Source organism: uncultured Alsobacter sp. (assembly GCF_945952055.1).
In the GTDB taxonomy this organism is placed as follows: Bacteria; Pseudomonadota; Alphaproteobacteria; order Rhizobiales; family Beijerinckiaceae; genus Alsobacter.
The window spans coordinates 138747-164405 of record NZ_CAMFHB010000003.1; the positions used below are offsets into that span (position 1 = coordinate 138747).

At 68.8% G+C, this 25659-nt stretch carries 19 protein-coding genes and 1 pseudogene; 14 read left to right on the forward strand and 6 right to left on the reverse strand.

The features are described from left to right. The first annotated feature begins 164 nt into the window (after positions 1-164). From Q0Q47_RS03510 to Q0Q47_RS03535, 6 genes and pseudogenes are all read left to right on the forward strand, one after another. Positions 165-2315, forward strand: a complete 2151-nt coding sequence (locus Q0Q47_RS03510; RefSeq protein WP_293854457.1) for a hypothetical protein — start codon at positions 165-167, stop codon at positions 2313-2315. 2 nt (positions 2316-2317) lie between these two features. Further along, the gene (locus Q0Q47_RS03515; protein ID WP_293854780.1) at positions 2318-6310 is read left to right on the forward strand and encodes a phage tail tip lysozyme; all 3993 of its coding nucleotides are present in this window, start codon (positions 2318-2320) and stop codon (positions 6308-6310) included. Between the two features lie 109 nt (positions 6311-6419). After that, positions 6420-6803 (forward strand): hypothetical protein, encoded by a 384-nt coding sequence (locus Q0Q47_RS03520; RefSeq protein WP_293854460.1) that lies wholly within the window; start codon positions 6420-6422, stop codon positions 6801-6803. 15 nt (positions 6804-6818) lie between these two features. Next, positions 6819-7718: pseudogene (locus Q0Q47_RS03525) on the forward strand (YifB family Mg chelatase-like AAA ATPase); the annotation flags it as partial. Between the two features lie 92 nt (positions 7719-7810). Beyond that, on the forward strand, positions 7811-9958 hold the full coding sequence (locus Q0Q47_RS03530) for a PAS domain-containing hybrid sensor histidine kinase/response regulator (RefSeq protein WP_293854463.1): 2148 nt from the start codon (positions 7811-7813) through the stop codon (positions 9956-9958). 114 nt (positions 9959-10072) lie between these two features. After that, complete coding sequence (locus Q0Q47_RS03535; protein ID WP_293854465.1) at positions 10073-11008, forward strand: GNAT family N-acyltransferase; 936 nt, start codon at positions 10073-10075, stop codon at positions 11006-11008. 7 nt (positions 11009-11015) lie between these two features. On the opposite strand, the gene Q0Q47_RS03540 is transcribed toward Q0Q47_RS03535, so the two are convergent. The 3 genes from Q0Q47_RS03540 to Q0Q47_RS03550 are packed head-to-tail and all read right to left on the reverse strand — an operon-like array spanning position 11016 to position 13710. Next, positions 11016-11900 carry an SDR family oxidoreductase gene (locus tag Q0Q47_RS03540; RefSeq protein ID WP_293854468.1) on the reverse strand — a complete coding sequence of 295 codons (885 nt, stop codon included), beginning with the start codon at positions 11898-11900 and terminating at the stop codon, positions 11016-11018. After that, complete coding sequence (gene queG, locus Q0Q47_RS03545; protein WP_293854471.1) at positions 11897-12994, reverse strand: tRNA epoxyqueuosine(34) reductase QueG; 1098 nt, start codon at positions 12992-12994, stop codon at positions 11897-11899. The genes Q0Q47_RS03540 and queG overlap by 4 nt, the downstream gene beginning before the upstream one ends. Positions 12995-13017: 23 nt before the next feature. Next, positions 13018-13710 carry a glutathione S-transferase family protein gene (locus Q0Q47_RS03550; protein WP_293854474.1) on the reverse strand — a complete coding sequence of 231 codons (693 nt, stop codon included), beginning with the start codon at positions 13708-13710 and terminating at the stop codon, positions 13018-13020. Positions 13711-13866: 156 nt separating this feature from the next. Here Q0Q47_RS03550 and Q0Q47_RS03555 point away from each other — a divergent pair, with 156 nt between their 5' ends. Then, positions 13867-14682 (forward strand): undecaprenyl-diphosphate phosphatase, encoded by an 816-nt coding sequence (locus Q0Q47_RS03555; RefSeq protein WP_293854478.1) that lies wholly within the window; start codon positions 13867-13869, stop codon positions 14680-14682. 4 nt (positions 14683-14686) lie between these two features. On the opposite strand, the gene hrcA is transcribed toward Q0Q47_RS03555, so the two are convergent. Then, positions 14687-15769, reverse strand: a complete 1083-nt coding sequence (gene hrcA / locus Q0Q47_RS03560; RefSeq protein WP_293854481.1) for a heat-inducible transcriptional repressor HrcA — start codon at positions 15767-15769, stop codon at positions 14687-14689. Positions 15770-16022: 253 nt separating this feature from the next. Here hrcA and rph point away from each other — a divergent pair, with 253 nt between their 5' ends. The 4 genes from rph (at position 16023) to Q0Q47_RS03580 (ending at position 19043) form a co-directional block, all read left to right on the forward strand. Next, the gene (gene rph, locus Q0Q47_RS03565) at positions 16023-16736 is read left to right on the forward strand and encodes a ribonuclease PH (RefSeq protein ID WP_293854484.1); all 714 of its coding nucleotides are present in this window, start codon (positions 16023-16025) and stop codon (positions 16734-16736) included. A 32-nt stretch (positions 16737-16768) separates the two neighbouring features. Continuing rightward, positions 16769-17401 carry an RdgB/HAM1 family non-canonical purine NTP pyrophosphatase gene (rdgB, locus tag Q0Q47_RS03570; protein ID WP_293854486.1) on the forward strand — a complete coding sequence of 211 codons (633 nt, stop codon included), beginning with the start codon at positions 16769-16771 and terminating at the stop codon, positions 17399-17401. A 129-nt stretch (positions 17402-17530) separates the two neighbouring features. Continuing rightward, positions 17531-18694, forward strand: coding sequence for a radical SAM family heme chaperone HemW (hemW, locus tag Q0Q47_RS03575; protein WP_293854489.1), 1164 nt, complete (start codon positions 17531-17533; stop codon positions 18692-18694). A gap of 82 nt (positions 18695-18776) precedes the next feature. Continuing rightward, the gene (locus tag Q0Q47_RS03580; RefSeq protein ID WP_293854492.1) at positions 18777-19043 is read left to right on the forward strand and encodes a hypothetical protein; all 267 of its coding nucleotides are present in this window, start codon (positions 18777-18779) and stop codon (positions 19041-19043) included. Between the two features lie 19 nt (positions 19044-19062). Here Q0Q47_RS03580 and Q0Q47_RS03585 read toward each other — a convergent pair whose 3' ends face one another. Then, positions 19063-20214 carry a penicillin-binding protein activator gene (locus tag Q0Q47_RS03585; protein WP_293854494.1) on the reverse strand — a complete coding sequence of 384 codons (1152 nt, stop codon included), beginning with the start codon at positions 20212-20214 and terminating at the stop codon, positions 19063-19065. 229 nt (positions 20215-20443) lie between these two features. On the opposite strand from Q0Q47_RS03585, the gene rsmI reads away from it, so the two are divergent. The 3 genes from rsmI (at position 20444) to gshB (ending at position 22764) form a co-directional block, all read left to right on the forward strand. Next, the gene (gene rsmI / locus Q0Q47_RS03590; RefSeq protein ID WP_293854497.1) at positions 20444-21355 is read left to right on the forward strand and encodes a 16S rRNA (cytidine(1402)-2'-O)-methyltransferase; all 912 of its coding nucleotides are present in this window, start codon (positions 20444-20446) and stop codon (positions 21353-21355) included. Between the two features lie 4 nt (positions 21356-21359). Further along, positions 21360-21740: a YraN family protein gene (locus Q0Q47_RS03595; RefSeq protein ID WP_293854500.1), complete on the forward strand. Its 381-nt coding sequence runs from the start codon at positions 21360-21362 to the stop codon at positions 21738-21740. 76 nt (positions 21741-21816) lie between these two features. After that, a complete protein-coding gene (gshB, locus tag Q0Q47_RS03600) occupies positions 21817-22764 on the forward strand; it encodes a glutathione synthase (RefSeq protein ID WP_293854503.1) in 948 nt (315 codons plus the stop codon). Between the two features lie 24 nt (positions 22765-22788). On the opposite strand, the gene Q0Q47_RS03605 is transcribed toward gshB, so the two are convergent. Next, complete coding sequence (locus tag Q0Q47_RS03605) at positions 22789-25596, reverse strand: [protein-PII] uridylyltransferase (protein WP_293854506.1); 2808 nt, start codon at positions 25594-25596, stop codon at positions 22789-22791. Positions 25597-25659 lie beyond the last annotated feature (63 nt).

The following is a 25659-nucleotide window of genomic DNA, read 5'->3' on the forward strand; positions in this document are numbered from 1 at the left end:
TTTCCATGCCTTCATTCGTCCCCGGTCTTCAGGTTGCGACCTCTGACCGCCCCGACGTTTCCCGTGCTGAACGTCATGTTCCCATCCCCGGATCGGAACAGCGTTCCCAGCGTCTCTCTCCCACCGCTCGCCCGGTGGACCCGTACAACCGCCCGGCTCCCGCCATGAAGGTGGACGACAGCCTCATCCGTCTTGCAGACAGCCTTGGTCGCCTCTCCCCGTCGCTCTTGGCCCTCTCCGAGGTGACCACGAAGGATGCTGCCGAGAACGCTCCCTCCCTCGCTGCCTCCAAGCTGGCGAAGGTGAAGAGCCTCGATGAGGCCCGCGCGATCATCGACACGGACCCCGACCTAAAGGGCGAGGTCAACCGCAAGGCGTACATGCTCCAGTTGGGGCAGCGCGCGGGGCTCTCGGCCATCACGGACATCGGTGGCGAGTACGAGAAGAGTGACAAGACCGCTTTCGATCTCGATGGTGCGATCTCCTCGCGCACCTCGACGGACTTCGAGACCTACAAGAACGACCCTCAGTTCATCGCCGGATACCGTCAGGCCACCGAAGGTGCCGCCAACCGGCTCCGTGTCGGACAGGCTCAGGTGAAGACCGAGGCTGCCATTCAGGACATCAACCAGGGCGTCTACGAACGGCAGCTTGGTACCGCTCGCGAGATGATCGCCCAGGGCCGGAACGCGGCTGATGCCATGGAGGCCATCTCCACCATGACCGCCGGGGACAAGGCGTTCCTCGGGGTCAACTTCAAGGACCAGGAGAAGGCTCTCCTGAAGGCCATGAAGGTTCTGGCTGACGAGGGCCAGTACGACTTCGTGAAGGGGATGCTGGAACACCAGCGGGTGGGCCGTGATGGGGTCAAGCTCGGCGCCATCGCTGACAAGGCCGAGTACGCCACCGATGTCCTGGGCATCCTCCGTCACGCGGACAAGCGCCGGGATGAGGTCAACAAGGAGCGGGGCTTCGAGCCCATCAACAAGTTCTGGGATCAGGCCCGCGAAGGGAAGCTGAACGAAGACGACCTCACCAGCTACCGGAAGCTCAACCCCGGCTCCATGACGGACCCCCAGTTCCGCTCGATGGTCGAGACGAGCCGCTCGGTGCGCGCTCAGGCTGCCGCCGAACTCGAGAAAGCCCGCCGGGAAGAGAACGCCTCCCAGGCCGAATATGCCCAGCGCCGCGAGGTCGAGGACACCGGCTATGCCGCTGCTGAGCGGGGCAACCTTCCGCTTGTCGAAGATCAGCGGATCATCGACCGGAAGGGGCAGGAAGCCGTCATCACCCGTGATGAGCAGATCAAGGTCATCGAGGGCCGGAAGGTCGCTGAGCTCGACCGCAAGTACCAGGGCAAAGACCCTGAGATGCGGTTCGTGGAGGAGGCCGACTGGAGAGCCAACAACGGCATCATCAACCGCCAATGGAAGTCGGTAATGACCTCGGGGATTGGCGCCGCCTCTCCCTCCAACGTCGCCGCTGGTGTCATTCCCAACTCGGTCAAGGCCGGGGTGGCGATGTACCGGAAGCTCAAGACCACCCACGGAGCGGTCATCGGGCAGTACCTGAACGACGACCAGCGCAACTTCTACGAGATGGTGGATGTGGGCGTGACCGACCTGGGCCTTGATGAGGGTCAGGCGATCATGAACGCGGCCACCGCGCACAACGATCCTGCCTCGGTGGACACCAAGGCGAACCGGGTGAAGGTCTCGGAGATCGACAAGAAGGTGAAGGGGCTGTCCATCGGTGGTGGCTGGTTCGGCATCGGTGGGACCTCGGTCGAGAACCGGGACTACGCTGCCGGGTCCATCCTCTCTATCGCTCGGACCTATGCGGTGGCTGGCCTCGACGCCGATACCGCCATCGAGAAGGCCACGGAGCGGTTCCAGAAGAGCCACGTGGTCATCAACGGCTTCGCTGTCCGCACCGACGACCATACCCCTCCGTGGTTCGCCTCGCGGGTGAAGGAGCGGCTGGCTGCCTATGCCTCGGCCAACGGTGAGCGTGAGGGCGTGAAGCCTGAGGATCTCGCCATTGTCCCGGTGGGGAACGGCGTTGGCTCGTACCAGATCATCGACAAGGCCACCCGGCTCCCCGTCGCCAACCGGGGCATGAGGTCATTCTCCGCTCGCGACCTCGCGGGTGACGAGAACCGCCGCGTGGAGGCTGAACGCCAGAAGGCCATCGACGCTGCCAACAGCAAGAAGACCCAGCGCATGGACGCCAACGCCCAGCGCCAGAAAGACAACGAGAAGTTCGTCCCCCCCGTCCTGCCGGGTCCTGACGAGATCCTGAGGAAGGGCAAGTGACCATGAACAACGCTCGCACGATCTACCAGACCCTCCGCGACGACGGAGGGTTCACTCACGAACAAGCAATGGGTGCCATGTCCAACCTCCTGGGCGAGAGCCTGGACAAGGGAGACGTGAACACCCGTGGGTGGAACTCCGGGGAGGCCGCTCTCGGGGTCGCTCAGTGGCGTGAAGGGCGCCAGACGAACCTTCGCCGGTTCGCTGCTGAGAAGGGGCTCGATGTCTACGACCCCCGCGCTCAGGCCCTCTTCATCGTCCACGAGTTGAACACCACCGAGAAGGCTGCCGGTGACCGCCTCCGTCAGGCCCGCACCCTCGAAGAGGCTGCCGGCGCCTTCATCGGCTTCGAGCGTCCTGGCGGGTGGTCCAGGGACAACCCGACGTGGGCGCCGGATCTTCCTCGCCGGATCAAGCTCGGTCGTCAGTTCGAGGCCCGGCTGACGGGGGTCGCGCTGCCTACCATCGGTGACGACGTGGACCCCTCCGCTTCCCTTCGGGACACCCTCAACAGCCAGAAGGCGGGATGGGGTGATCAGGTCATCAAGGACAACCCGTTCCTTGAGAAGTACCCGACCGTGGGGGCTTACCGGGACTGGCGCACGGCTCGTGAGGCCGAGGCTGCCAAGCGGGCTTCCCTGGGCACCGGGGCTGTCCTCCCGACCACCTCGGGTGATGTGAAGTCCCCCTCAGTGATGCCCGACTATGAACGGCGAGACATCGAGCGGGAGAACGAGAAGAAGTGGGGCCGGGCTTGGTATGAGGACACGTGGGATGCCGTCTCTCAGCAGCCCACCATCCGCGACACTGGGCGCCTCATCACCGGCAACAGCTATGAGGAAGACCCCAACTTCCGCATGACCAAGGATCTCCACAAGGAGGTCACGAAGGGGCTCCCCGAGGAGTACTGGGGCAAGTTCTCCGATGCTCGCTCAGAGAGCCACGCGGCGTGGATCAGGCAAGAGCTTGAGAAGGAGATGGACCGCCAACGCCGGTACGCATCCGGTGGTGGTGGCTATGCCTTCGGGATGAACCTCCTCGAAGGAGCAGCCGACATCCCGTCTCTCGCTCTGGGTCTCGGGGTGGGCAAGGTGGCTGCCATTGGTGCCTCCACCCGCCGGGCGATCATCGCTCGGGAGGCACTCGGTGCCGCCTTGGGGAATGCTGTCTCGGAGGTCCCCTCGGCCTTCGGGAACCCGCTCGGGGAAACCTCGGACATCGCGGTTGCCGCTGGGCTGGGGCTCGTCCTGGGCGCTGGCTCAGGGTTCCTCTCGTCAAAGAGCGTGGCCCGTGAGGCCGCTGCCTTGGAGGAGATCGGACGACGTGCTGCCGGTCTGCCCACCGCTGGCTCTGCCGGTGATGCTGGCGCCGCCTTCGCCCATGGCGTGGACAGCCTGAACGCCAACGCAGCGGATTGGATTGCCTCGGCTGAGAGCTTCTCGGGTCCTGCCTTTGGCAAGGCTCGATACGATGTCTCGGCCACCCTCCAAAGGTCCGAGAACCCCGTCACCCGTGCCCTCGGCGCCAACCTCGTGGAAGACGCGGTGGGCAAGCGGGGAGAGGTCTCGGCCATCGCGGTGAGCGAGTGGCAGGGCAAGCTCCTCCGCTCGTGGGAGCACACCGCCGCATCGGAGGTGGAGCCCCTCTTCGAGAAGTTCGCGGAGGCCAAGGGCTGGAACTGGTTCGAGAAGGAGAAGGGTCGCTCGGCCTTCAACGAGGCCGTTGTTGACGCCATCCGTGCCACCGACCCGACCACTCCCGTGGACCCTCACATCGCCAAGGCTGCCGACGTGTACCGGAAGCTCTTCGCGGAGATCGCGGACACCGCCCGCAATCCTGGCGTGCTCGATGGGACCACCCGTAGGGCCGTGAAGGGCTTCGATGAGATCGAGGAGAACCCGAACTACGTCCCCCGCATCGTGGACCGCACCGCCGTGGCCGAGAACATCGACCGCTTCGGGACGCGACAGGTGGAAGACCTCTTCCATCAGGCTATCCGGGGCTTCACCCCTGACCTCGATGACGAGATCGCCCGCCGTGTCGCCAAGGGCTACGTGAAGCGCATCTCGGAGATGAAGGCGGGGCTGGAAGGTGGCGCCGCCAAGACCCTCAAGGGTGGCGACTACGAGGCCCTCCGTGACCTCCTCCACGGCATCGACGGTGCCACGGACGGGGATGTGGAGCGCATCATCGCGGCCATGTCCAAGAGGGACGACAGCGATGCCGGGAAGGTGTCCCGTGCCAAGCGCAGGACGCCCATCGATGAGAACTTCACGATGGCTGTCCGTGACCGCCACACGGGCCAGACTGTGGACCTGAGGGTGGCCGACTTCTTCGAGAAGGACGCCGGGAACCTGTTCAACCAGTACGCCCGCCTGATGTCCGGTCAGGTCGCCATGTCGCTGCTTCGGATCAAGAACCCGAAGTTCGCGAAGGGGACCGTGAAGAAGACGGAGGAGTTCACGAAGATCGAGAATGGGAAGCTCGTGAGGGCCACCCGTGAGGTCGAGGTGGACGCTGATCCCACCGTCCCCGAGTTCCTCGTGGATGGGGTCACCTCACGCGGCGAGTGGGACACCCTCATGAACCGCGTGAAGCAGGTTCAGGACGAGATGGACCCCTCGAAGGTGGACGCTGCCATGACGGACGTGGATCGTCTCCAGACCGTCTATGGCCTCATCACCGGGGGACCGATCGATGGGCAGTGGAAGAACGCCACCGCCTCCCAATGGGCACGCCGTGTCCGTGACCTGAACTACATCCGCCTCATGAACCGGGTGGGTCTCGCTCAGGTCCCCGAACTGGGCAACGTGGTGGGCACGCTTGGCGTGAGGGCCACCGTTGGCTCCCTCCCGGTCGTGCGGAAGATCATCTCGGACGCCAAGGGTGGGAAGCTCGATCCCCAGTTCATCGCGGAACTCGACCACATGCTGTCTCCTGGCACCGACCATCTCCGGTCGCTGGCAAGGGACAGGGTGGCCGATGTCCACGGTGACAACCTCTTGGCTGGCAACCGGGTGGAGCAGGGCATCGACACGGCGCTTCAGTACGGCAAGCGGGTCACCTCGACCATCTCGGGGTTCCGGCACGTGGACAGCGCGCTCCAGAACCTCGCCGCCCGTGGCTTCGTGGCGAAGATGGTGGATACGATCTTCGACACCGGTCCCAGCTTCTCCATGACCCGCTTGAACTCCTTCGGGATCGACGACGACCTGTTCAAGCGCATCAAGGCCCAGGCCGAGAAGCACGCGGGGAGCGTCGAGGGAGCCGTCTCGGGCACCAACATCAGGACCCTGGGCCTGGACAACTGGACGGACCAGGAGGCCCGCGCTGCCTTCGAGATGGCTGCCTACCGGGCAACCCGGAAGATCGTTCAGCAGAACGACATCGGCAACCTGCCGCTGTTCATGCACGGGGACACGTTCAAGCTCCTGACCCAGTTTCGCTCCTTCATGGCCGGCGCATGGTCGAAGCAGACCCTGTACTCCCTGAACATGCGGGACGGGGAGGCGGCTGCCTCCTTCGCCCTCTCCATGGCCCTGGGCGCTGTCGTCCACACCACCAAGCTCGGCATCAAGGCCGCTGCCCTGAACGCCTCCGGCGCTACGGACAAGGTCAACGAGCTTTGGGAGAAGGAGGGTTCGTGGAGCCGGATGGCGCTGGCAGGGTTCAACCTGTCGGGACAGGCATCCGTCATCCCGGCAGCCTGGGACACCCTCACCGGGGTGGTGGGCTTCAAGCCGACCTTCGACGGCTTCCGCAACTCGGGGCTGGCCTCCGGTGCCGTCTCGGGCAACCCGGTGGTGTCGATGGTGGACAAGGGCCTCAAGGGCATCGGTGGGCTGGCTCAGGCGCCGTTCGGGGACAAGTTCACCCAGGCCGAGGCGAAGGGGCTGTGGCAGTTGCTGCCGTTCCAGAACGCGCTTGGGCTGTCCGAACTGTTCGGGATGCTCATCGACGGGCTGCCGGAACACAACGACGCCAAGCGGCGCTGAAGAAGACCCGCAGGGGGATCACTGGCTTTCCGAGAGGGGGCTGGTGGTCCCCCTGTTTTTTTGCTGCCTCTCAGCGATGATAGGCAAGCCAAGCAGTTAGGAGACTACCATGAAGGCCCACTGGATCGTTCTTGCACTTTGTCTCGCTTCATCGTCGGCGGAAGCGATGTACGTCGAGAACTACGCAGCATGGCGTGGCATGGGTACAGCGCAGAAGGAAGGGGTAGCCATTGGCGCCTTCGATGGCGCGTTTGGCATCGTAAAGCCGAATGACTCCGATGCCATGTCGCTTTGGGCTGGAATACGCGACTGCACCATCAGCTTGAAGTTAGATAGTTCGATGCTTCGCCAACTGGTCGAGACTCGTTACCAGCAGCAGACGGTCGATTGGGACAAGCCAGCCGCGTGGATCGTCTACGACGAAGTGAAGCGGCTATGCCGAACAGCGATCAACAAGTACCGAGCGGAGGCCGGCTTACCCCCTCAACCGTAGGGGTCCATTGACCTCAACAGGCTTTTGTCCGGACCGCCGGGGGCCGGCAAGTCCATGCTGGCCACGCGCCTGCCGTCCATCCTGCCGCCCCTGGAGCCGGCCGAGCTCCTGGAGGTGTCGATGGTGCATTCGGTCGGCGGCCTCATCGCGGGCGGGGCCCTCACCGACCGTCGCCCCTTCCGGGCCCCCCATCATTCCGCGTCGATGGCCGCGCTGACCGGCGGCGGTCTCCATGCCAAGCCCGGCGAGGCCTCGCTCGCGCACCACGGCGTGCTGTTCCTCGACGAGCTGCCGGAGTTCGCCCCGCAGGCGCTCGACAGCCTGCGCCAGCCGCTGGAGACGGGCGAGATCTGGCTGTCGCGCGCCAACCGGCGGGTGGTCTATCCGGCGCGGTTCCAGCTCGTGGCGGCGATGAATCCGTGCCGGTGCGGCTACGCCCGAGAACCTGGCTACACCTGCAAGCGGCAGGAGAACGATCGCTGCATGGCGCAATACCAGGCGCGCCTCTCGGGCCCGCTCCTCGACCGCATCGACCTGCGGCTCGAGGTGCCGGCCGTGAGTCCCGCCGACCTGCTGCTGCCCCCCGCCGCCGAGGACAGCGCCGCCGTCGCGGCCCGGGTGGCGCGCGCCCGCGCCGCGCAGACGGCGCGCTATCGCGACCTCGGGCTCGACGGCGTGCGCACCAACGCCGATTGCCCGGTGGGCGCCCTGGACGTTGTCTGTGCGGCGGAACCCTCCGGCGTCCGCCTCCTGCGCGAGGCGGCCGACCAGCTGCGCATGACGGCGCGGGGCTATCACCGGGTGCTCAAGGTCGCCCGGACCCTCGCGGATCTCGATGGCGACGCGAAGGTCGGCCGGGCCCACCTGGCGGAGGCGCTGTCCTACCGCGGGGCCGCGGACATGGTGGGCGCCTGAGCCACCGGCCCGCACGCTGAACGGCAGTCGATCGGCCGCTCTCACGATTTCTCAATCAAAACCAGGGATTGTCGCGGCAGAGAGCTATGCCGATGGATGCGACCGCCCCCGACCTCCAGCCCGTGTTGCGTGGCACGATCGCCGCCGCGACCGACGGCGGCTGGACGTCGCTGGCCCTCTACGTGCTCGCCGCGGTAGCCGTGGCCGCGCTGGCCGGGCTCGTGATCCTGATCCGCGACCACGTGCGCCTCGAACGCCATGCCGCCAAGCTCAGGCAGGACCAGGACGCGCTGGAACAGGAAGCGCTCCATCTCTCCGAGAGCGCCGAGCGCTACCGCAGCCTCGTGGAAGGGCAGGACGACCTCATCGTCCGGCGCGACGGCTATGGCCGCCTCACCTTCGTCAACGCGGCCTACGCCACGGCGGCCGGCAAGACGTCCGCCAGCCTCATCGGCACCCGTCATGCCCTGCCCATCCGCGAGACCCTGCCGCCCAGGCCGGCCGACGGCGGCGCGGTGGCCATCGACCAGCAGGTCGAGACCGCGACGGGGCTGCGCTGGATCTCATGGATCGAGACCCATGCCGAGAACGGCCGCCTGGGACGGGAGACCCAGTGGGTGGGTCGCGACGTCACCGACCGCCGCCTCGCCGAGGCCGAACTCGCGGAGGCCAGGCGCAAGGCCGAGGCCGCCAACGAGGCCAAGTCCCGCTTCCTGGCCACCGTCAGCCACGAGATCCGCACGCCGCTGAACGGCATTCTCGGCATGACGGACCTCCTGCTCGCCACGCGGATCGACCTGGAACAGCAGACCTATGTCCAGGCGGTGCGGACATCGGGCCAGGCGCTGCTGTCGATCCTCGACGAGATCCTCGACTTCTCGAAGATCGAGGCGGGAAAGCTCGACCTGGTCGAGCAGCCCTTCGACCTGGCGGCGCTGGTCGAGGGCACCGTCGAGCTCCTGGCGCCGCGCGCGCAGGGCAAGGGCATCGAGATCGCCAGCCTGATCCGCAGCGACCTCAGCCGCGAGGTGGTGGGGGACGCGGCACGCCTGCGCCAGGTGATCCTGAACCTCGCCGGCAACGCGGTGAAGTTCACCGACCAGGGCGGCGTCGGCGTGAGCGTGTCGCGCGACGGCGATCGCGTCCGCTTCTCCGTCTCCGACACCGGTCCGGGGATCCCGGCCGACAGGCTCGACCGCATCTTCGAGGAGTTCGAGCAGGTCGACGGATCCGCCTCGCGCCGCCACGAGGGAACCGGGCTCGGGCTCGCCATCTCGCGCCGTCTCGTCGCCGGCATGGGCGGCGAGCTCACGGTCACCAGCGAGACGGGCCGCGGCTCTACCTTCAGCTTCGCCATTTTGCTCCCGCAGGCTCCCGGCATCCGCGAGCGGCCGCCGGCCCCCGACCTGCACGGCCGCCGCGTGCTCATCGTGTCGCGCGCGCCCTTCGAGGCTCCCTACCTGCGCACCCGCCTCGCGGCCGCCGGGTTGCGGATCGATTTGCAGCCGGACGTCGCCACCGCGCTCGCCACGCTCACGCCCAAGGCGCCCTTCGACATCATGGTCGTGGACGGGGCCGTCGGCGAGGACGATGCGCGCCGGCTCGCCGCGGCCGCCAGCGCCGCGGGCGTGCCGCGCCGCATCGTGCTGCTCTCCCCGTTCGAGCGGCGCTCGTTCGGGCCCCCGGCCGCGGCCGGATTCGACGGCTATCTGGTGAAGCCGGTGCGCGAGCGCTCCCTGTTGCAGCAGCTCGACTCGGTGCACCCGATCGCCCCGAAGGTCCGGACCGCCTCGCGGCCCGCCGCGTCTCCAACCGTCACCGGCACGGCGCTCGCGGGCCTCTCGATCCTCCTCGCCGAGGACAACGACATCAACGCCCTCCTGGCGACGCGGCTGCTGCAGCGTCACGGGGCCTCCGTGACGTGGGCCCGCGACGGCCTGCTCGCGGTCGATCGCTTCCGCGACAGCCTGGAGACGGGCGTGCGCGGGTTCGACGCGATCCTCATGGACGTGCGCATGCCCGGGCTCGACGGACACGAGGCCTCGCGCCGGATCCGCGGCATCGAAACCGAATACGGCCTGCCGCCCGCCCGCATCGTCGCGCTCACGGCCAACGCCAGCGAGGACGACCGGCGCGAGGCCCTGGCGGCCGGCATGGACGAGGTGGTCGCCAAGCCGGTGGACGAGCCCTCGCTGGTGGCCGCCGTGGCCGCCAAGACGCCGGAGGCGCTCAGCGCCTGACGCCGCGGCGCTTCACGCGCCCGTCACACTGTCACAATCCTGTCCGAGAGCCGTGCTTCAGCTTACCTTGCGTTCAGGCGCCGACTCGCGGCGCTGCCAGGATGACGAAACGCCATGTTCCCTCGCCCCCGCCTGCCGCGTCCGTTCTCGGCCCGTCGCGACGAGGGGCCGGGCGTTGCTCCGGCCCATGGCGGCTTGGCCCGTGTCTTCGCCGAGCCGCTCGAGCGGGCCGGTGGCCTCACCGGGACGCTGGGCCGCATCGGTTCGCTGGAGGTGCGCCTCGCGGTCACGCGCAAGGAGGTCAAGAAGGCCCAGCGGCTGCGCTACCGCGTGTTCTTCGAGGAGATGTCGGCCATCCCCGACATGATGTCCCGGCTGAAGCGCCGCGACATCGATGCCTTCGACCTCATCTGCGACCACCTGCTCGTCATCGACCATGACGCGCCCTCCGGTACGGGCCTGCGCAAGCCCAGGATCGTGGGCACCTACCGGCTGCTGCGGCAGGAGATGGCCGAGCGCTACAGCGGTTTCTACACCCAGGTCGAGTTCGACGTGGCGCCGCTGCTCGCCGCCAATCCCGGCCAGCGCTTTCTCGAGCTCGGTCGCTCGTGCGTGCTGGCGCCCTACCGCGACAAGCGCACGGTCGAGCTGCTGTGGCACGGCATCTGGACCTATGTGCGCCACCACCGCATCGACGTCATGTTCGGCTGTGCCAGCCTCGAGGGCGTGGATCCGTCGAAGCACGCCCTGGCGCTGTCGTTCCTGCACCATCACGCGCGGGCCCCCGAGGCCTGGAGGGCGACGGCCCTGCCGGGGCGCGGCGAGCCGATGGACCTGCTGCCGGCCTCCGCCGTCGACCAGCGCAAGGCGCTGCACGCGCTGCCGCCGCTGGTGAAGGGTTACCTGCGCATCGGCGCCCGCGTGGGCGAGCAGGCGGTGATCGACCGCCAGTTCGGCACGACCGACGTGCTGATCGTGCTGCCCGTGTCCTTCATCAATCCGCGCTACATCGGCCACTTCGGGGCCGACGCCACGCGCCACGCGGCCTGACGCGGGATCAGCGGCCCTCGCCAGCCTCCCAGAGGGCGCGCAGGGCCTCCCGGTAGGTCGGGTAGAGCAGGGCGTAGCCCAAGACCTCGTGCAGGCGACGGTTGGCCACCCGCTTGTTCTCGCCATAGAAGCTGCGCGCCATCGGGCTCAGCGTGGCCGTCTCGAACGGCAGGTCGGGCGGCACGGGCAGGCCCATGAGGCGGGCCGCGTATTCGACCACGTCCTGCGGCGGGGCGGGCTCGTCGTCGACGACGTTGCAGACACCGGCCTGGTCGGGGCGGGCCAGCGCGAGGTCGAGCGATGCGGCGGTGGCCCCGGCGATGTCGTCGACGTGGATGCGGCTGAAGACCTGCCCGGCCTTGACGATGCGTCGGGCGGTTCCGTCGCGCAGGTTCACCAGGGCGTTCTGGCCGGGCCCGTAGATGCCGCCGAGCCGCAGCACGTGGACCGGAATGCCCGCCTCGCGGCCCAGGGCGAGCCAGCCCTCTTCCGCCTCGACGCGGCGCACCGATCGCTCGCTCACCGGCCGGCACGGCGTGGTCTCGTCCACCCACGCGCCGGCGTGGTCGCCATAGACCCCGACCGTCGACAGATAGCCGATCCAACGCAGGCCTCTGGCCGCCGCGATCGCCTCCCCGAAGCTCCGCAGCACGGGATCGCCCTGCGCGTCGGGCGGCACGGAGACGAGGATCGCGCCGGCTGCCGCGACGTCGTCGGCCAGGCCGGGATCGGTGCCGTCGGGTCCGAAGCGTCGCGCGGACAGCCCGCCGCCCTGCAGGGCGGAGGCCCGCTCCGCCGAGCGCGTGGTCACGGACACGGCGGAGAAGCGGGCGCGGTTGAGGGCGACGAAGCGGGCGGCCGAATAGCCATGGCCGAAGACGACGAGGTTCATGCGGTTGCGCTCATCCATTCGTCCCGCACGGCGGGATCGGTTTCCACGGGCTCGCGCGCGGCCCGCAGGCCGGCGAAGGTGTCTCCAGGTACGAGCCGGGAGAGTGCCCAGACCGCTGCCCCCCGCACGAGGGGCGACGCATCGTCGAGCCTAGCCTCGGCCGCCGCCGCGAGATCCTTCTCACCGCTGTTTCCGATCGCGACGAGCACGTTGCGCACGAAGCGGTCGCGGCCGGTGCGCTTGACCGGCGTTCCCGCGAAGAGCCGCCGGAAGGCGGCGTCGTCCAGGGCGGCGAGGTCGGCCAGCGGCAGGGCGTCGAGGTCGTCGCGCGCGGCGAGCTTCTGCTCCCGGGCCGACCGCGCGAAGCGGTTCCACGGGCACACGGCGAGGCAGTCGTCGCAGCCGAAGATCCGGTTGCCTATCCCTGATCGCAGTTCGCGCGGGATCGGTCCCTTGTGCTCGATGGTGAGGTAGGCGATGCACCGCCGCGCATCCAGCACGTAGGGCTGCGGAAACGCATCCGTCGGACAGATCGCGAGGCAGCGCCGGCAGGTGCCGCAATGGTCGCGGCCGGGATCGTCGGGGGGAAGTTCGGCGGTGGTGTAGATGGCGCCGAGGAACAGCCAGGATCCGTTCTGGCGCGACACGAGCACGCTGTGCTTGCCCTGCCAGCCGAGCCCCGCCGCCGCCGCGAGGGGCTTTTCCATCACCGGCGCCGTGTCGACGAACACCTTCACCTGCGCCCCGGCCCGGGCGGCGAGGGCGCCGGCGACCTGCTTCAGCTTGCCCTTGATCACGTCATGATAGTCGCGCGAGCGCGCATAGACGGAAATCGTGCCGCGGTCCGGCCGCTCCAGCGTCGCCATGGGATCGGACGCTGGGGCGTAGCTCATGCCCAGCATGACGATGCTGCGGACCTCGCTCCACAGCTGCGCGGGCGCGGCGCGGCGTTCGGGGGCTTCCTCCATCCACGCCATGTCGCCGTGGTACCCGGCCGCGAGGGCGGCCGCCAGACGCGCGGGCGCGTCGGGAATGGCGTCGGGTATCGTCACGCCGAAGGCGTCGAATCCTTCGCGCTGGGCCGTCTGCGCCACGAAGGCGCGCAGGTCGGCGGGCGTCAGAAGTCCAGGTCCGCGTAGTGGGCCGACGGTTCCGAGCCCAGCACCCGGTCCGCCAGCAGCGGCCGGAAAGAGGGGCGGGACTTGATCCGGGCGTACCACTGCTTCGCCATCTCGTTCTCGTGCCACGGCACGTCGCCCAGGTAGTCGGCGACCGAGAGCTGGGCCGCCGCGGCGAGGTCCGCATAGCTGAGGCGGTCGCCGGCAAGCCAGTTGCGCTTGCCGGTGAGCCAGCCGACATAGGCGAGATGATAGCGGATGTTGGAGCGCGCCGCGCGGATGGCGCTCATGTCCGGCGCGCCGCCCCCGAGGTCGGTCGGCATGAAGCGCTTCATGACCTTCTCGGTGACGAGATAATTGCTGACCTCGTCGAACATCTTGTGATTGAACCATTCCACCAGGCGCCGCACCTCGACCCGTCCGGCAGGGTCGGAGGGGAGCAGGCGCCGTTCGCCCAGAGCCAGGCCGCGCGTCTCGTCGAGATACTCCGCGATCACCGTGGCGCCCGGAACGGGACCGATCTGCTCTTCCACGAAAACCGGCGTGGTGCAGGCCGGGTTGATCTGCAGGAACTCCTCGCGGCGCTCGAAGGTGCGCTCCTCGACGAGACCCGCCTCGAGGCCGAACTCCCCCAGCACGAGCCGGATGAAGCGCGAGTGCGGACACAACGGGTGGTGGAAGAGCGTCGCCATGGCTGCGGCTCTGGACTCCAACAAGGGCGGGAGCGTGGCATGGGCGCGCGCCGCCCGAAGAGGTTGGCGCGGTGCGGGGCCCCCGTATAAAACCGCCACGCTGCGACGACAACCGATTCGTGGCGCGAATCGACGAACCCAACCGGCGGATGTCCCATGGAACTCATGCCCGAAGTGAAGGCCATCCTGCTCGGCATCCTGGAGGGGCTCACCGAGTACCTCCCCGTCTCCTCGACGGGCCACCTGCTCCTCGCCGAGCATTTCCTGGGTCTCAGTTTCGCGGATCCGGTGTTCGACAAGACATTCGCGGTCCTGATCCAGCTCGGGTCGATCCTGGCCCTGCTGCTCGTGTACTTCCGGAAGCTGCTGGACATCGCCATCGCCCTTCCGTCAAGCCGGGACGCACGCAATTTCGTGATCGGGGTCCTGATCGCGTTCCTGCCCGCCGCGATCATCGGCTTCGTGCTCCGCGACTTCATCAAGAACGTGCTGTTCAACCCGCTCATCGTCAGCATCGCGCTGATCGTCGGCGGCTTCGTGCTGATCGTCGTGGACCAGCTTCCCCTGAAGGGCGAGCAGAAGGACGCGACGCGCTTTCCCCTGTCGATGTACCTGAAGATTGGCCTTTGCCAATGCCTGGCCATGGTTCCAGGCGTGTCGCGCTCGGGCGCCACGATCGTCGGGGCCATGCTGCTGGGCGCGGACAAGCGCGCGGCCGCCGAGTTCTCGTTCTTCCTGGCCATGCCGACGATGGTCGGCGCCTTCGCGCTCGACCTCTTCAAGAGCTACAAGACCCTCGACGTCCACAACCTCACGGTCATCGGCATCGGCTTCGTCGCCGCCTTCGTGTCGGGCCTGATCGTCGTGCGCGGTCTGCTCGGCTACGTCTCGGCCCGCGGCTTCGGGCTCTTCGCCTGGTGGCGCATCCTCGTCGGCTCGCTGGGCCTGGCCGCCTGGATCGTGGTCGGCTGAACGCTCAGCGCCCGCTTTCGAGCAGCCGGCTCACCACCTTCGCCGTGTAGTCGACCATCGGGACGATGCGGGCATAGTTCAGCCGCGTCGGGCCGATCACGCCCACGACCCCCACGATCTGGTGGCTGGCGTCGCGGAACGGCGCGGCGATCATCGACGAGCCGGACAGCGAGAACAGCTTGTTCTCCGACCCGATGAAGATCCGCACGCCTTCGCCCTGCTCGGCGCGCGACAGCAGGTCGATCACGTCCTTCTTGGTCTCCAGGTCGGCGAACAGGAGGCGGATGCGCTCCAGGTCCTCGACCGCACGCAGGTCGTCGAGCAGGTTGGCCTGGCCGCGCACGATGAGCTGGCGCGTCTCGGACTGGCCGCTCCAACTGGCCAGCCCGCTCTCCACGAGCCGCGCGGTCAACGTGTCGAGTTCGGTCTCGGCGCGGCGCTGCTCCGTCTCCAACTCCCCGGCGAGTTCGATCAGGGTCTTCCCGCGCACGCGGGCGGACAGGTAGTTCGAGGCTTCCACGAGGGCCGAGGCGGGCAGGCCGGGCGGCAGGTCCAGCAGGCGGTTCTCGACGCTGCCGTCGTCGCTGACGAGAACCACCAGCGCCCGCGTCGCGTCCAGGCGCACGAACTCGATGTGCTTGAGCCGCGCCGTCGCCTTGGTCGTCACCACGACGCCGGCGCCGCGCGACAGGCCCGAGAGAAGGGCCGAGGCTTCCGACAGCAGCCCCTCGGTGGTCTTGCCCTGGCCCGCGGCCCGGACCTCGGCCTCGATCCGGGACCGGTCCTCCGTCGAGACGTCGCCGACCTGCATCAGCGCATCGACGAAGAAGCGAAGGCCGACCTCGGTCGGCAGCCGGCCGGCACTGGTGTGGGGCGCGTAGATGAGGCCGGCGGCTTCCAGGTCCGACATGACGTTGCGGACGGAGGCCGGAGACAGCGTCATCGGCAGGATGCGCGACAGATTGCGCGAGCCCACGGGCTCGCCGGTGGCGAGATAGCTCTCCACGATGCGCCGGAAGATCTCGCGCGAACGCTCGTTGATGTCGACGAGGGCGCTCCGGGGGCGAAGCGGGACGTCTCCGGTCATGGTCCTGTCCTGGCGGTCGGTCTTGGCCGCGGTTTGGCCGCGGTGGCGGCGATCCAAGATTGGGGATGCGGACGCCCGCGATCAAGACGTCCAGGGCCGGTTGAGGGCGATTGCGCCCGACACTTTCGGACCAGGAACGGATTCGTGCCAAGTCCCAGGCACGAAAAGCCGGGTTTCGCGACGCCGCGGCATGTTCTAGAAGGGCGCCGTCGCGCGGGCCCGTCCGGTTCGCGCCGGACCCCGGGGAGTGATCATGCGCCCGTCCAAACGAGCCGCCGACGAACTGCGCCGCGTGAGCCTCGAACGTGGCGTCGCCCGCTACGCCGAAGGATCGTGCCTGGTGAAGTTCGGGGAAACCCACGTGCTGTGCACGGCGAGCCTCGAGGAGCGTGGTCCGCCGTGGCTGCGCGGGACGGGGAAGGGCTGGGTGACGGCCGAGTACGCCATGCTGCCGCGCGCGACCCATGAGCGCACCCGCCGCGAGGTCACCTCGGGCAAGCCGTCCGGGCGCACGCATGAGATCCAGCGGCTGATCGGGCGTTCGCTGCGGGCCGTCGTCGACCTCGGTGGCCTCGGCGAGCGGCAGATCGTCGTCGACTGCGACGTGCTGCAGGCCGACGGTGGCACGCGGACCGCGTCGATCACGGGCGGCTGGGTCGCCCTGCACGATTGCCTGGAATGGATGCGCGGCCGCTCGATGATCGGCTCCGGCGTCCTCAAGGACCACGTCGCCGCCATTTCCTGCGGCATCGCGAACGGCAATCCGGTGCTGGACCTCGACTACGCCGAGGACTCCGGCGCCGAGACGGACGCCAATTTCGTCATGACCGGCACGGGCGGCATCGTCGAGGTGCAGGGCACGGCGGAAGGCAAGCCGTTCAGCGAACAGCAGTTCCTGGCGCTGATGGCGCTCGCCCGCGGCGGCATCTCGCGTCTGGTCGACCTGCAGAAGCTCGCCGTCGCCTGAGGGCGCGGCCGTTCACCACGAGAGGTTCCGCCATGGGCCGTATCCTGACGGGTCGCGTCGTCATCGCGACGCACAACGCCGGCAAGCTCGTCGAGATGCAGCATCTCCTGGCGCCCTACGGCGTGGAGGCCGTTTCGGCCGGCCAGCTCGGCCTGCCCGAGCCCGACGAGACGGGCGACACCTTCCGCGCCAACGCCCGCATCAAGGCCGAGGCCGCAACGCAGGCCAGCGGCCTGCCGGCCATCTCCGACGACAGCGGCATCTGCGTCGCCGCGCTCGACGGGGCCCCGGGCATCTACTCGGCCCGCTGGGCCGGTCCGGGCAAGGACTTCGCCCATGCCATGGAGAAGGTGGAAGCGGCGCTGCGGGAGCGCGACGCGTTCACGCCCGGCGACCGCAAGGCGTGGTTCGTCTCGGCGCTGTGCGTCGCCTGGCCCGACGGGCATCTGGAAGAGGTCGAGGGACGCGTCGACGGCGTCATGATCTGGCCGCCGCGGGGCGATGCCGGCTTCGGCTACGATCCGATGTTCCTGCCCGACGGCCATGCGCGGACCTTCGGCGAGATGACCGCCGAGGAGAAGCACGGGCTGCCCCCGCTGGGGCTCGGCCTGTCGCATCGGGCGAGGGCCTTCGTGCTCCTGTCGGAAAAATGCCTCGCGCGCTGAGCCGCCAGCGTCGATTTGCGCGAGGACGGTTACCGGGGGTGAACGCTGTCCCGTCGCGACGGCGCGGCGTTCAATCCTGATGCTTTTACGACCTTGCCTTCGCGGCGCAGAAGGCCCACACCTCCGCCCATGACCCATCATCTCCCGTTCGACGCGGGCTTCGGCGTCTACGTCCATTGGCCGTTTTGCGCGTCGAAGTGCCCCTATTGCGATTTCAACAGCCACGTTCGCCGCGAGCGCATCGACGAGCCGCGCTACGTCGCCGCCTTCGAGCGCGAGATCGCGCACCAGGCGGAAATGACCCCCGGGCGCACCGTCACCAGCATCTTCCTGGGGGGTGGTACGCCGTCCCTGATGAAGCCCGAGACGGTCGCGGGCGTCCTGGACGCCATCGCGGCCCACTGGTCCGTCGATCCGAGGGTCGAGGTGACGCTCGAGGCCAATCCCACCAGCGTCGAGGCGAACCGGCTGCGTGGCTACCGGGCGGCGGGGGTCAACCGCGTCTCGCTCGGCGTGCAGGCCCTCAACGATCCCGATCTGCGGGCGCTCGGCCGGCTGCATTCCGCGCGCGAGGCGATGGCGGCCGTCGAGACGGCCTCCTCGATCTTCGACCGCTATTCCTTCGACCTCATCTATGCCCGTCCCCACCAGACCCCGGCCGCCTGGGCCGCGGAACTGGAGGAGGCGATCGCGAGGGCTGCCGAGCATCTGTCGCTCTACCAGCTGACGATCGAGCCCGGCACGGTGTTCGAGCGCCTGCGCGACGCCGGCAAGCTCGATATGCCGAAGGCCGACGCTGCCCGCGCCCTCTACGACGTGACCCGCGAGATCTGCGAGAAGCACGGCATGCCGGCCTACGAGATCTCCAACCATGCCCGCCCGGGCGCCGAATGCCGGCACAATCTCGTCTACTGGCGCTATGGCGAATATGCCGGCGTGGGGCCCGGTGCCCATGCCCGGCTGGCCACGCCCACGGGCCGCTTCGCGCTCGCGACCGAACTCGATCCGGAAACCTGGCTCGCGCAGGTCGAGCGGGTGGGCCATGGCGTCGTCGACGCCGAGCGCCTCTCCGCCGAGGCGGAGGGCGACGAGTTCCTGCTCATGGGGCTTCGGCTGACCGAGGGGATCGACCCGACCCGCTTCGCCCTGCTGGCCGGGCGTCCGCTCGACGGGGCCCGGATCGCGGAGCTCAAGGCGGACGACCTGGTCGAGACGACCGAGGACGGCCGCATCCGCGTCACCCGGGAGGGGTTCCCGGTGCTCGACGCGATCGTGGCGGACCTCGCAGCCTGACCGTTCCGCAGAGCGCCTCGTAGACGGTTTCTCAACCGCGTCACGTTCAGGATCCGTCTGTTTTCAGACGTTGTTTTGAGCCATGACGATCAAGACGTTCCTGATGTGGCTGCCCGTCCTCGCAGCCTCTTTCATTCTCTGGCTGGTGCTTCTGGTCCTCTACAGGTGGGCGACCGCGTCGATCGGCGCCTATCTGCGCAAGACCTTCGCATGGCTCCCCGACACGGACGACGATGACAGGCTCTTCCGCTTGAACCCGAGGAGGGACGTCGGAGAGCTGGGTCTCCTCCTCTGCTACATGATCACGCTGGGCGTCGTGGCCACCGCGATGCCTGGCTGGCTCAAGTAGTCGGACAGGGTGCCGGCGCTCACGTTCCCGGAGAGAAGGCCCTGGGGGCCGGGCTGATCGTCTGGGCCGAGCCTCCTCCGACCTGCAGCACGGCGAGACCGCGCTGGTTGGTGCCGTCCTGCCGGAAGCGGAACAGCCCGTCGGTGCCCACGATGCCTTCGGGGTTGGTGAGGGTGGCATCGCTGAAGCCCTGCGAGCCGAGCTTGCCGTAGAGTGCGTCCACCAGGAACACGGCGTCGTAGGCGAGAGAGGCGATGCGCGTCGGTTCCGTGCCGAAGCGGGCGCGATAGCGACTGGCGAAGGCGTTGAAGCCGGCCTTTTCCGGGGCCGAGAACCAGCCCCCCTGGATGGCCTTCACCGACAGCACGCGCGGGTCGTCCCACACGCCGGTGCCGAGCGGCTGCAGCCGCTGGGACGAGATGCCGGCCGTGGTCAGGGCCTGGCCCACCGCGGCCATGCCGTCGCCGCTCTCGGGCACGAACAGGGCGTCGGCCTGGTCGCCCACGGCGGCGATGCGACGGACGGCGCCGTCCAGGGTCCCGCGGTCGTAGCGCTCGAGCGCCGGCACGCGGACATTGCGCCTTGCGGCCGCCTCCTGGAACGCGGCGGCGACCACGTTGCCGTAGGCGGAGTTCGGGATGAGCGCGGCGATCGACTTCTTCCCGCGCGACACGGCGAACTCGACGATGCGGTCGACGTCCGACTCCGGCATGAAGCTCAGGAGGTAGACGCCGCGGCTGGCCACGGTGGCGTCCGTCGAGAAGGCGATGACGGACCGGTTGGCGCCGCGCGCCACCTGGCCGACGGCCTGGACGGAGGGCGCGAGCAGCGGTCCGACGATGATCTCGGCGCCCTCGGCCAAGGCCTGCTGCGCCGCCTCGCGCGCGCCGTCGGGCGTGCCGCGATCATCCTTGACCAGGAGCTGGACCTTCGAGCCATTGAACTCGGCGATGGCCATGTCGGCGGCGTTCTTGAGCGCTGCGCCCGCGACGCCGGCATTGCCCGGCGCCGTCAGCGGCAGGATCAGGCCCACGCGGACCTTGCCCGGGATCACCGGAATCTCCGCCTGCTGGGGCGCGGTCTGCGGAGCCGGGTTGCTGCTGAGCGAATCCAGGCCCGGGAGGCCGCTCGTGTTGCATCCGGCGAGGCCAATCGCCGCGAAGGCGGCCATGCCAAAGGCCTTCAGGCGCCGGGCTATGGGTATTCCGGCGTGACCGGTCCAGCTCTCGATGCGCACGCTCTTCCTCCTCGCCCGGCCGGAATCCGCCGCGATCCCGGTCTCTGCTCGTCCAAGGTGCAGCCGTATCCTGGAGACCACACGCGGTGAGTTAACCTGATCGATACGCTTTTGCGAAGCCCCGGACCTCGTGGCATGGTCCGCCCATGACGAGAATCGTTCCATGAGCAGCAGCCGGGCCACAGGGGGGGCTCCGTCCGCCTTCACCGCCTTCGGCATCCGCGCCGAGGCCCAGGGCATCGCCGCGGGGCTGCATGTCGTCGCGACGCCGATCGGAAACCTGGGCGACGTGTCGTTCCGCGCGCTGTCGACCCTTGCGGCGGCCAGCGCGATCCTGGCCGAGGACACCCGGGTCACGCGCACGCTTCTTGCGCACTACGGGATCACGACGCCGTTGCTGCCCTACCACGAGCACAATGCCGAGGAGATGAGGCCGAAGGTCCTGGCGCGCCTGGCCGCGGGCGAGGCGCTGGCGCTGGTCTCCGACGCCGGCACGCCGCTGGTGTCGGATCCCGGGTTCAAGCTCGTCGGTGCGGCGGTCGAGGCGGGCCATGCCGTGACCACCGTGCCGGGCCCTTCCGCGGTGCTCGCCGCGCTGGTCGTGGCGGGCCTGCCGACCGACCGGTTCTTCTTCGAGGGCTTCCTGCCGCCCAAGGCGACCGCGCGGCGCGAGCGGCTCGAGGCCTTGCGCGACATCCCCGGCACCCTCGTGTTCTTCGAAAGCCCGCGGCGCGTCGCGGAGATGCTGGCCGACGCGGCCGAGGTCCTGGGCGCCCGCCCCGCGGCCGTGGCGCGCGAACTCACCAAGCTCTTCGAGAGCGTGCGCCGGGGCGCGCTTCCCGATCTCGCCGCGACCTATGCGCAGGAGCCCACGCCGAAGGGGGAGATCGTGGTGCTGATCGGACCCGCGCCGGCGGGCGGATCGGAACCCCGCGACGACACGGATCTCGACGCCCTGCTCGCCAAGCAGCTCAAGACCCTCTCCGTGAAGGACGCGGTGGCGGTGGTGGCGCAGGAGACCGGCCTGCCGCGCAAGCGCGTCTACGCCCGCGCCGTCGCCCTGGTGAAGGACTAGCCCGATGGCCCCCCGGCGCGACCCGGCCAGCCGCCGGGCCGCGCTGCGCTGGGGCCTGCAAGCGGAAGTGGTCGCTGCGGTCTTTCTCTCGTTGAAGTTCTATGCGGTGCTCGCCCGGCGCTACACGGCGGCCGGCGGCGAGATCGACCTCGTCGTGCGCCGCGGACGCACCATCGCCTTCGTCGAGGTGAAGGCGCGCGGCGATTTCGGGGCCGCCGCCGACGCCATCGGCGAGGAGAAGCGGCGCAGGATCATGCGGGCCATCTCCCGCTGGTGCGCCCGCAACCCCTGGTCGGAGAGCTTCGTCCTGCGCTGCGACGTGGTCCTGGTCGCGCCATGGCGCTGGCCCCGCCACATCGTCGATGCCCTGGCGATGGACGACTGAGCGTCTCCGGGAGTTGCCTCCCGGCGCGAAGCGGAGGAAGGTGCGCCCGCCCAAGACCTCGAGAAGGACGACCGCCATGCCGCTTTCCGTCGCCGTCCAGATGGACCCGATCGAGAAGATCAACATCACGGGCGACAGCACGTTCGCGCTGATGCTCGAAGCCCAGGCGCGCGGCCACAAGCTCTTCTACTACACGCCCGACAAGCTCTCGATGCGCGACGGCAAGGTCACGGCACCGGTCCAGCCCGTGACGGTCCAGGACGTCAAGGGCAACCACGTCTCGTTCGGCGAGAGCGAGGTGCGCGACCTCTCGACCTTCGACGTGGTGCTGCTGCGCCAGGACCCCCCCTTCGATCTCGCCTACATCACGACGACGCACATTCTCGAGCGCATCCATCCCAAGACGCTCGTGGTCAACAATCCGGCCGAGGTGCGCAACGCGCCCGAGAAGATCTTCGTCACCGAATTCCCCGACCTGATGCCGCCGACCCTGATCACGCGCGACAAGGCGGCCATCGAGTCGTTCCGGGCCGAGCATGGCGAGATCGTCATGAAGCCGCTCTACGGCAACGGCGGCGCGGCGGTGTTCAAGGTCGGCCACAACGACCCGAACTTCGGCTCGCTCTTCGACCTGTTCTCGGTCACGTTCCGCGAGCCCTGGGTGTGCCAGCGATTCCTCCCGGAGGTCACCGAGGGCGACAAGCGCATCATCCTTGTCGACGGCGTGGCGCTGGGCGCGGTCAACCGCGTGCCCGCGGCCAACGACATCCGCTCCAACATGGTGCGCGGCGGAGCCGCCGAGACGACACATCTCACGCCACGTGAGCAGGAGATCTGCGCGCGCATCGGCCCCTATCTCAAGGCCAAGGGGCTCCTCTTCGTCGGCATCGACGTGATCCACGGCAACCTCACCGAGATCAACGTGACATCGCCCACGGGCCTTCGCGCCATCAAGCGCCTCGGCGGCCCGGACCTCGCGGTGTCGATCTGGGAGTGCATCGAGGACAAGGTCGGGCGCAGCTGAGACCGCTTCAGTCGATCGGCGGTCTCACCGCCCCGCCACCGCCTTCGCCTTGGCCGCATCCCTGGCGACCGGAACGGCCTGCAGCACGTCGAGCAGGCCGCGGCGGATGGCCGCCTGGCGGGTGGCGTTCATCACCTTGGTGCCGGTGAGGTCGGTGACATAGAACACGTCGACGGCCTTCTCGCCGAAGGTGGCGATGTGGGCGGAGGCGATGTTGAGGTTGAGTTTGCCGAGCGCGGTGGTGAGCTCATAGAGCAGGCCCGGCCGGTCGAGGCCAGAAACCTCGAGCACCGTGTAGCGGGTCGAGAGCTGGTTATCGAGCAGCACTTCGGGCGGCACGCTGAAGGCCTTCGAGTGGGCCTTGTCGGGGGTGCGCGCGGCGACCGCCTCGGCGATGCGGATTTCGCCCTTGAGCGCCCGCTCGATGTGCTGGGCCACGCGGGCGGCGCGGCGCAGCTCGTCCTCGTCCCGGTCGAAGGCGCGCGAGACGAAGATCGTGTCCAGCGCCAGGCCGTCCGTGGTGGTGTAGATCTGAGCGTCGACGATGTTGGCGCCGGCCGCGGCGCAGGCCCCCGTGATGATGGCCAGCAGGCGCGGATGGTCGGGCGCCGCGATGGTGAGTTCGGTGACGCCGCGGAAGCCGTCGGTCGCCACCTCGGTCGCCAGCGAGCGCATCTGCTGCTCGGCCGCGTGCAGGAATGCCGCGTGCTTGATCTTGCGGGCGATGTCGACCTTGAGCCAGTAGGCCGGATAGTGGCGCCCGACATAGGCGTCGAGGTCGGGGTCTGACCAGTTCGGCAGGGCGCGGCGCAGCTCGTCCTGGGCGCGCTTGACGCGCTGCGCGCGGTCGATGGCGGAGTGACCTCCCGCCAGGACGATTTCCGTCTCCCAATAGAGCGTGCGCAGGAGCTGGCCCTTCCAGCCGTTCCACACGCCGGGTCCCACCGCCTTGATGTCGCAGACGGTGAGCACGAGCAGCATCTTGAGCCGCTCCAGCGTCTGAACCGTGGCGGCGAAGGTCTCGATCGTCCGAGGGTCCGACAGGTCGCGGCTCTGCGCGACCGTCGACATCAGCAGGTGATACTCCACCAGCCAGCTCACGGCGTCGGTCTCGGCCTCGCTCATGCCCAGCCGTGGGCAGAGCTTGCGCGCGATGCGGGCGCCGGCGGTCGAGTGATCCTCGGGACGTCCCTTGGCGATGTCGTGGATGAACAGCGCGACCGCCAGCACGGGCCGGCTGCGGATGGTCGGCAAGATCTCGTGGGCGACCGGCGTCTCGTCCTTCAGCCGCCCCGCCTCCAGTTCGTGGAGGATGCCGATCGAGCGGATGAGATGCTCGTCCACCGTGTAGTGGTGGTACATGTTGAACTGCATCATCGCCACGACCCGGCCGAATTCCGGCACGAACCGGCCGAGCAGCCCGGATTCGTTCATGCGCCTCAGGATGACCTCGGGCGCGTTCTTGGAGAGCAGGATGTCGACCAGGAGGCGATTGGCTTCCTGATCGTTGCGCAGCCGCGCGTCGACGAGCTTGAGCGACCTCGTCACGAGGCGCGTGGCATCCGGGTGGATGGCGCGGTTGAGGCGATCGGCCAGGTGGAACAGCCGGACCAGGTTCACCGGGTCGCGGACGAAGACGTCCTCGCTGGCGACGCTGAGCCGGTCGTTGTCGATGACGAAGTCGCGGCTCTCGGCGATGGCCCGCCCGGTGCGCCGGAAGCGGCCGACGAGGCGGTCGAGCATGGCCCGCGGCTTGGCGTGGCGGGCCTCCAGGGCGGCGCAGACGATGGCGGTGAGGTCACCCACGTCCTTGGCGACGAGGAAGTAGCGCTTCATGAAGCGTTCGACGGAGGACAGGCCGCCGTGGCCCGCATAGCCGATCTTCTCGGCGATCTGCCGCTGCAGGTCGAAGCTCAGGCGCTCCTCCGCCCGGCCGGTGACGAAGTGCATCTCGCAGCGCACGCGCCACAGGAACTCCTCGCAGCGCGAGAAGAGTTCGCTCTCCTCCTGGTCGAAGAGGCCCGCGGACACGAGATCGGCCGAGGTCTTCACGCGGTAGACGTATTTCGCGATCCAGAAGAGCGTGTTGAGGTCGCGCAGGCCGCCCTTGCCGTCCTTGACGTTGGGCTCGACGAGGTAGCGCGATGTGCCCGCCCGCGAGACGCGACGCTCACGCTCGGCGAGCTTCTCCGTCACGAAGGCCGCGGCGGTGCCCTGGACGACTTCCCGCTCGTAGCGCTGCTGGAAGTCCGCGTAGAGCGCGGTGTCGCCGCACAGCAGTCGCGCCTCCAGCAGCGCGGTGCGGATGGTCATGTCCGTGCGCGCCTCGCGCACGCATTCCTCGACCGTGCGGACCGAGTGCCCCACCTTCAGCTTGAGGTCCCACAGCGCGTAGAGGATGACCTCCACCACGCTCTCGGACCAGGGCGAGGCCTTGTAGGGCAGCAGGATCAGGAGGTCGACGTCGGATCCCGGGGCCAGCGTCCCGCGCCCGTAGCCGCCGACCGCCACGATGGCCATCCTTTCGGCCGTCGACGGGTTGACGGCGGGGTAGAGCTCGCCCACGGCCACGTCGAACAGCGTGGTGACCAGGGCATCCATGAGGTCCGACAGGCGCCAGGCGCAGGCCAGTCCGTGCCGCTCCTTCTCGAGGAGGGTGCGTGCCTGCTGCCGTCCCTCGCCCAGGACCTCGCGCAGCACGCCGACGATCGCGGCGCGGCGGGCCGCTCCGTCCGGCCCGGCCTCCTCGATGGCTCGCCGGACGCCGCTCTGCAGGGCCTTGCGATCGAAGACGGGCGGCGGGTGGGCGGTGAGCAGCTTGGGGGCGGGCATGGTCGTGGTCCTGACGCTGCGGCATAGGTGCCCGCTTTGTCAGGACCCGTCAAATTCCCGGCG

Excerpts from the sequence above, each read along its gene's own strand:
- Q0Q47_RS03510 (WP_293854457.1), top strand. The coding sequence starts at position 165 with ATGAAGGTGGACGACAGCCTCATCCGTCTTGCAGACAGCCTTGGTCGC.
- Q0Q47_RS03515 (WP_293854780.1), top strand. The coding sequence starts at position 2,318 with ATGAACAACGCTCGCACGATCTACCAGACCCTCCGCGACGACGGAGGG.
- Q0Q47_RS03520 (WP_293854460.1), top strand. The coding sequence starts at position 6,420 with ATGAAGGCCCACTGGATCGTTCTTGCACTTTGTCTCGCTTCATCGTCG.
- Q0Q47_RS03530 (WP_293854463.1), top strand. The coding sequence starts at position 7,811 with ATGGATGCGACCGCCCCCGACCTCCAGCCCGTGTTGCGTGGCACGATC.
- Q0Q47_RS03535 (WP_293854465.1), top strand. The coding sequence starts at position 10,073 with ATGTTCCCTCGCCCCCGCCTGCCGCGTCCGTTCTCGGCCCGTCGCGAC.
- Q0Q47_RS03540 (WP_293854468.1), bottom strand. The coding sequence starts at position 11,900 with ATGAACCTCGTCGTCTTCGGCCATGGCTATTCGGCCGCCCGCTTCGTC.
- Q0Q47_RS03550 (WP_293854474.1), bottom strand. The coding sequence starts at position 13,710 with ATGGCGACGCTCTTCCACCACCCGTTGTGTCCGCACTCGCGCTTCATC.
- Q0Q47_RS03555 (WP_293854478.1), top strand. The coding sequence starts at position 13,867 with ATGGAACTCATGCCCGAAGTGAAGGCCATCCTGCTCGGCATCCTGGAG.
- hrcA (WP_293854481.1), bottom strand. The coding sequence starts at position 15,769 with ATGACCGGAGACGTCCCGCTTCGCCCCCGGAGCGCCCTCGTCGACATC.
- rph (WP_293854484.1), top strand. The coding sequence starts at position 16,023 with ATGCGCCCGTCCAAACGAGCCGCCGACGAACTGCGCCGCGTGAGCCTC.
- rdgB (WP_293854486.1), top strand. The coding sequence starts at position 16,769 with ATGGGCCGTATCCTGACGGGTCGCGTCGTCATCGCGACGCACAACGCC.
- hemW (WP_293854489.1), top strand. The coding sequence starts at position 17,531 with ATGACCCATCATCTCCCGTTCGACGCGGGCTTCGGCGTCTACGTCCAT.
- Q0Q47_RS03580 (WP_293854492.1), top strand. The coding sequence starts at position 18,777 with ATGACGATCAAGACGTTCCTGATGTGGCTGCCCGTCCTCGCAGCCTCT.
- Q0Q47_RS03585 (WP_293854494.1), bottom strand. The coding sequence starts at position 20,214 with ATGGCCGCCTTCGCGGCGATTGGCCTCGCCGGATGCAACACGAGCGGC.
- rsmI (WP_293854497.1), top strand. The coding sequence starts at position 20,444 with ATGAGCAGCAGCCGGGCCACAGGGGGGGCTCCGTCCGCCTTCACCGCC.
- Q0Q47_RS03595 (WP_293854500.1), top strand. The coding sequence starts at position 21,360 with ATGGCCCCCCGGCGCGACCCGGCCAGCCGCCGGGCCGCGCTGCGCTGG.
- gshB (WP_293854503.1), top strand. The coding sequence starts at position 21,817 with ATGCCGCTTTCCGTCGCCGTCCAGATGGACCCGATCGAGAAGATCAAC.
- Q0Q47_RS03605 (WP_293854506.1), bottom strand. The coding sequence starts at position 25,596 with ATGCCCGCCCCCAAGCTGCTCACCGCCCACCCGCCGCCCGTCTTCGAT.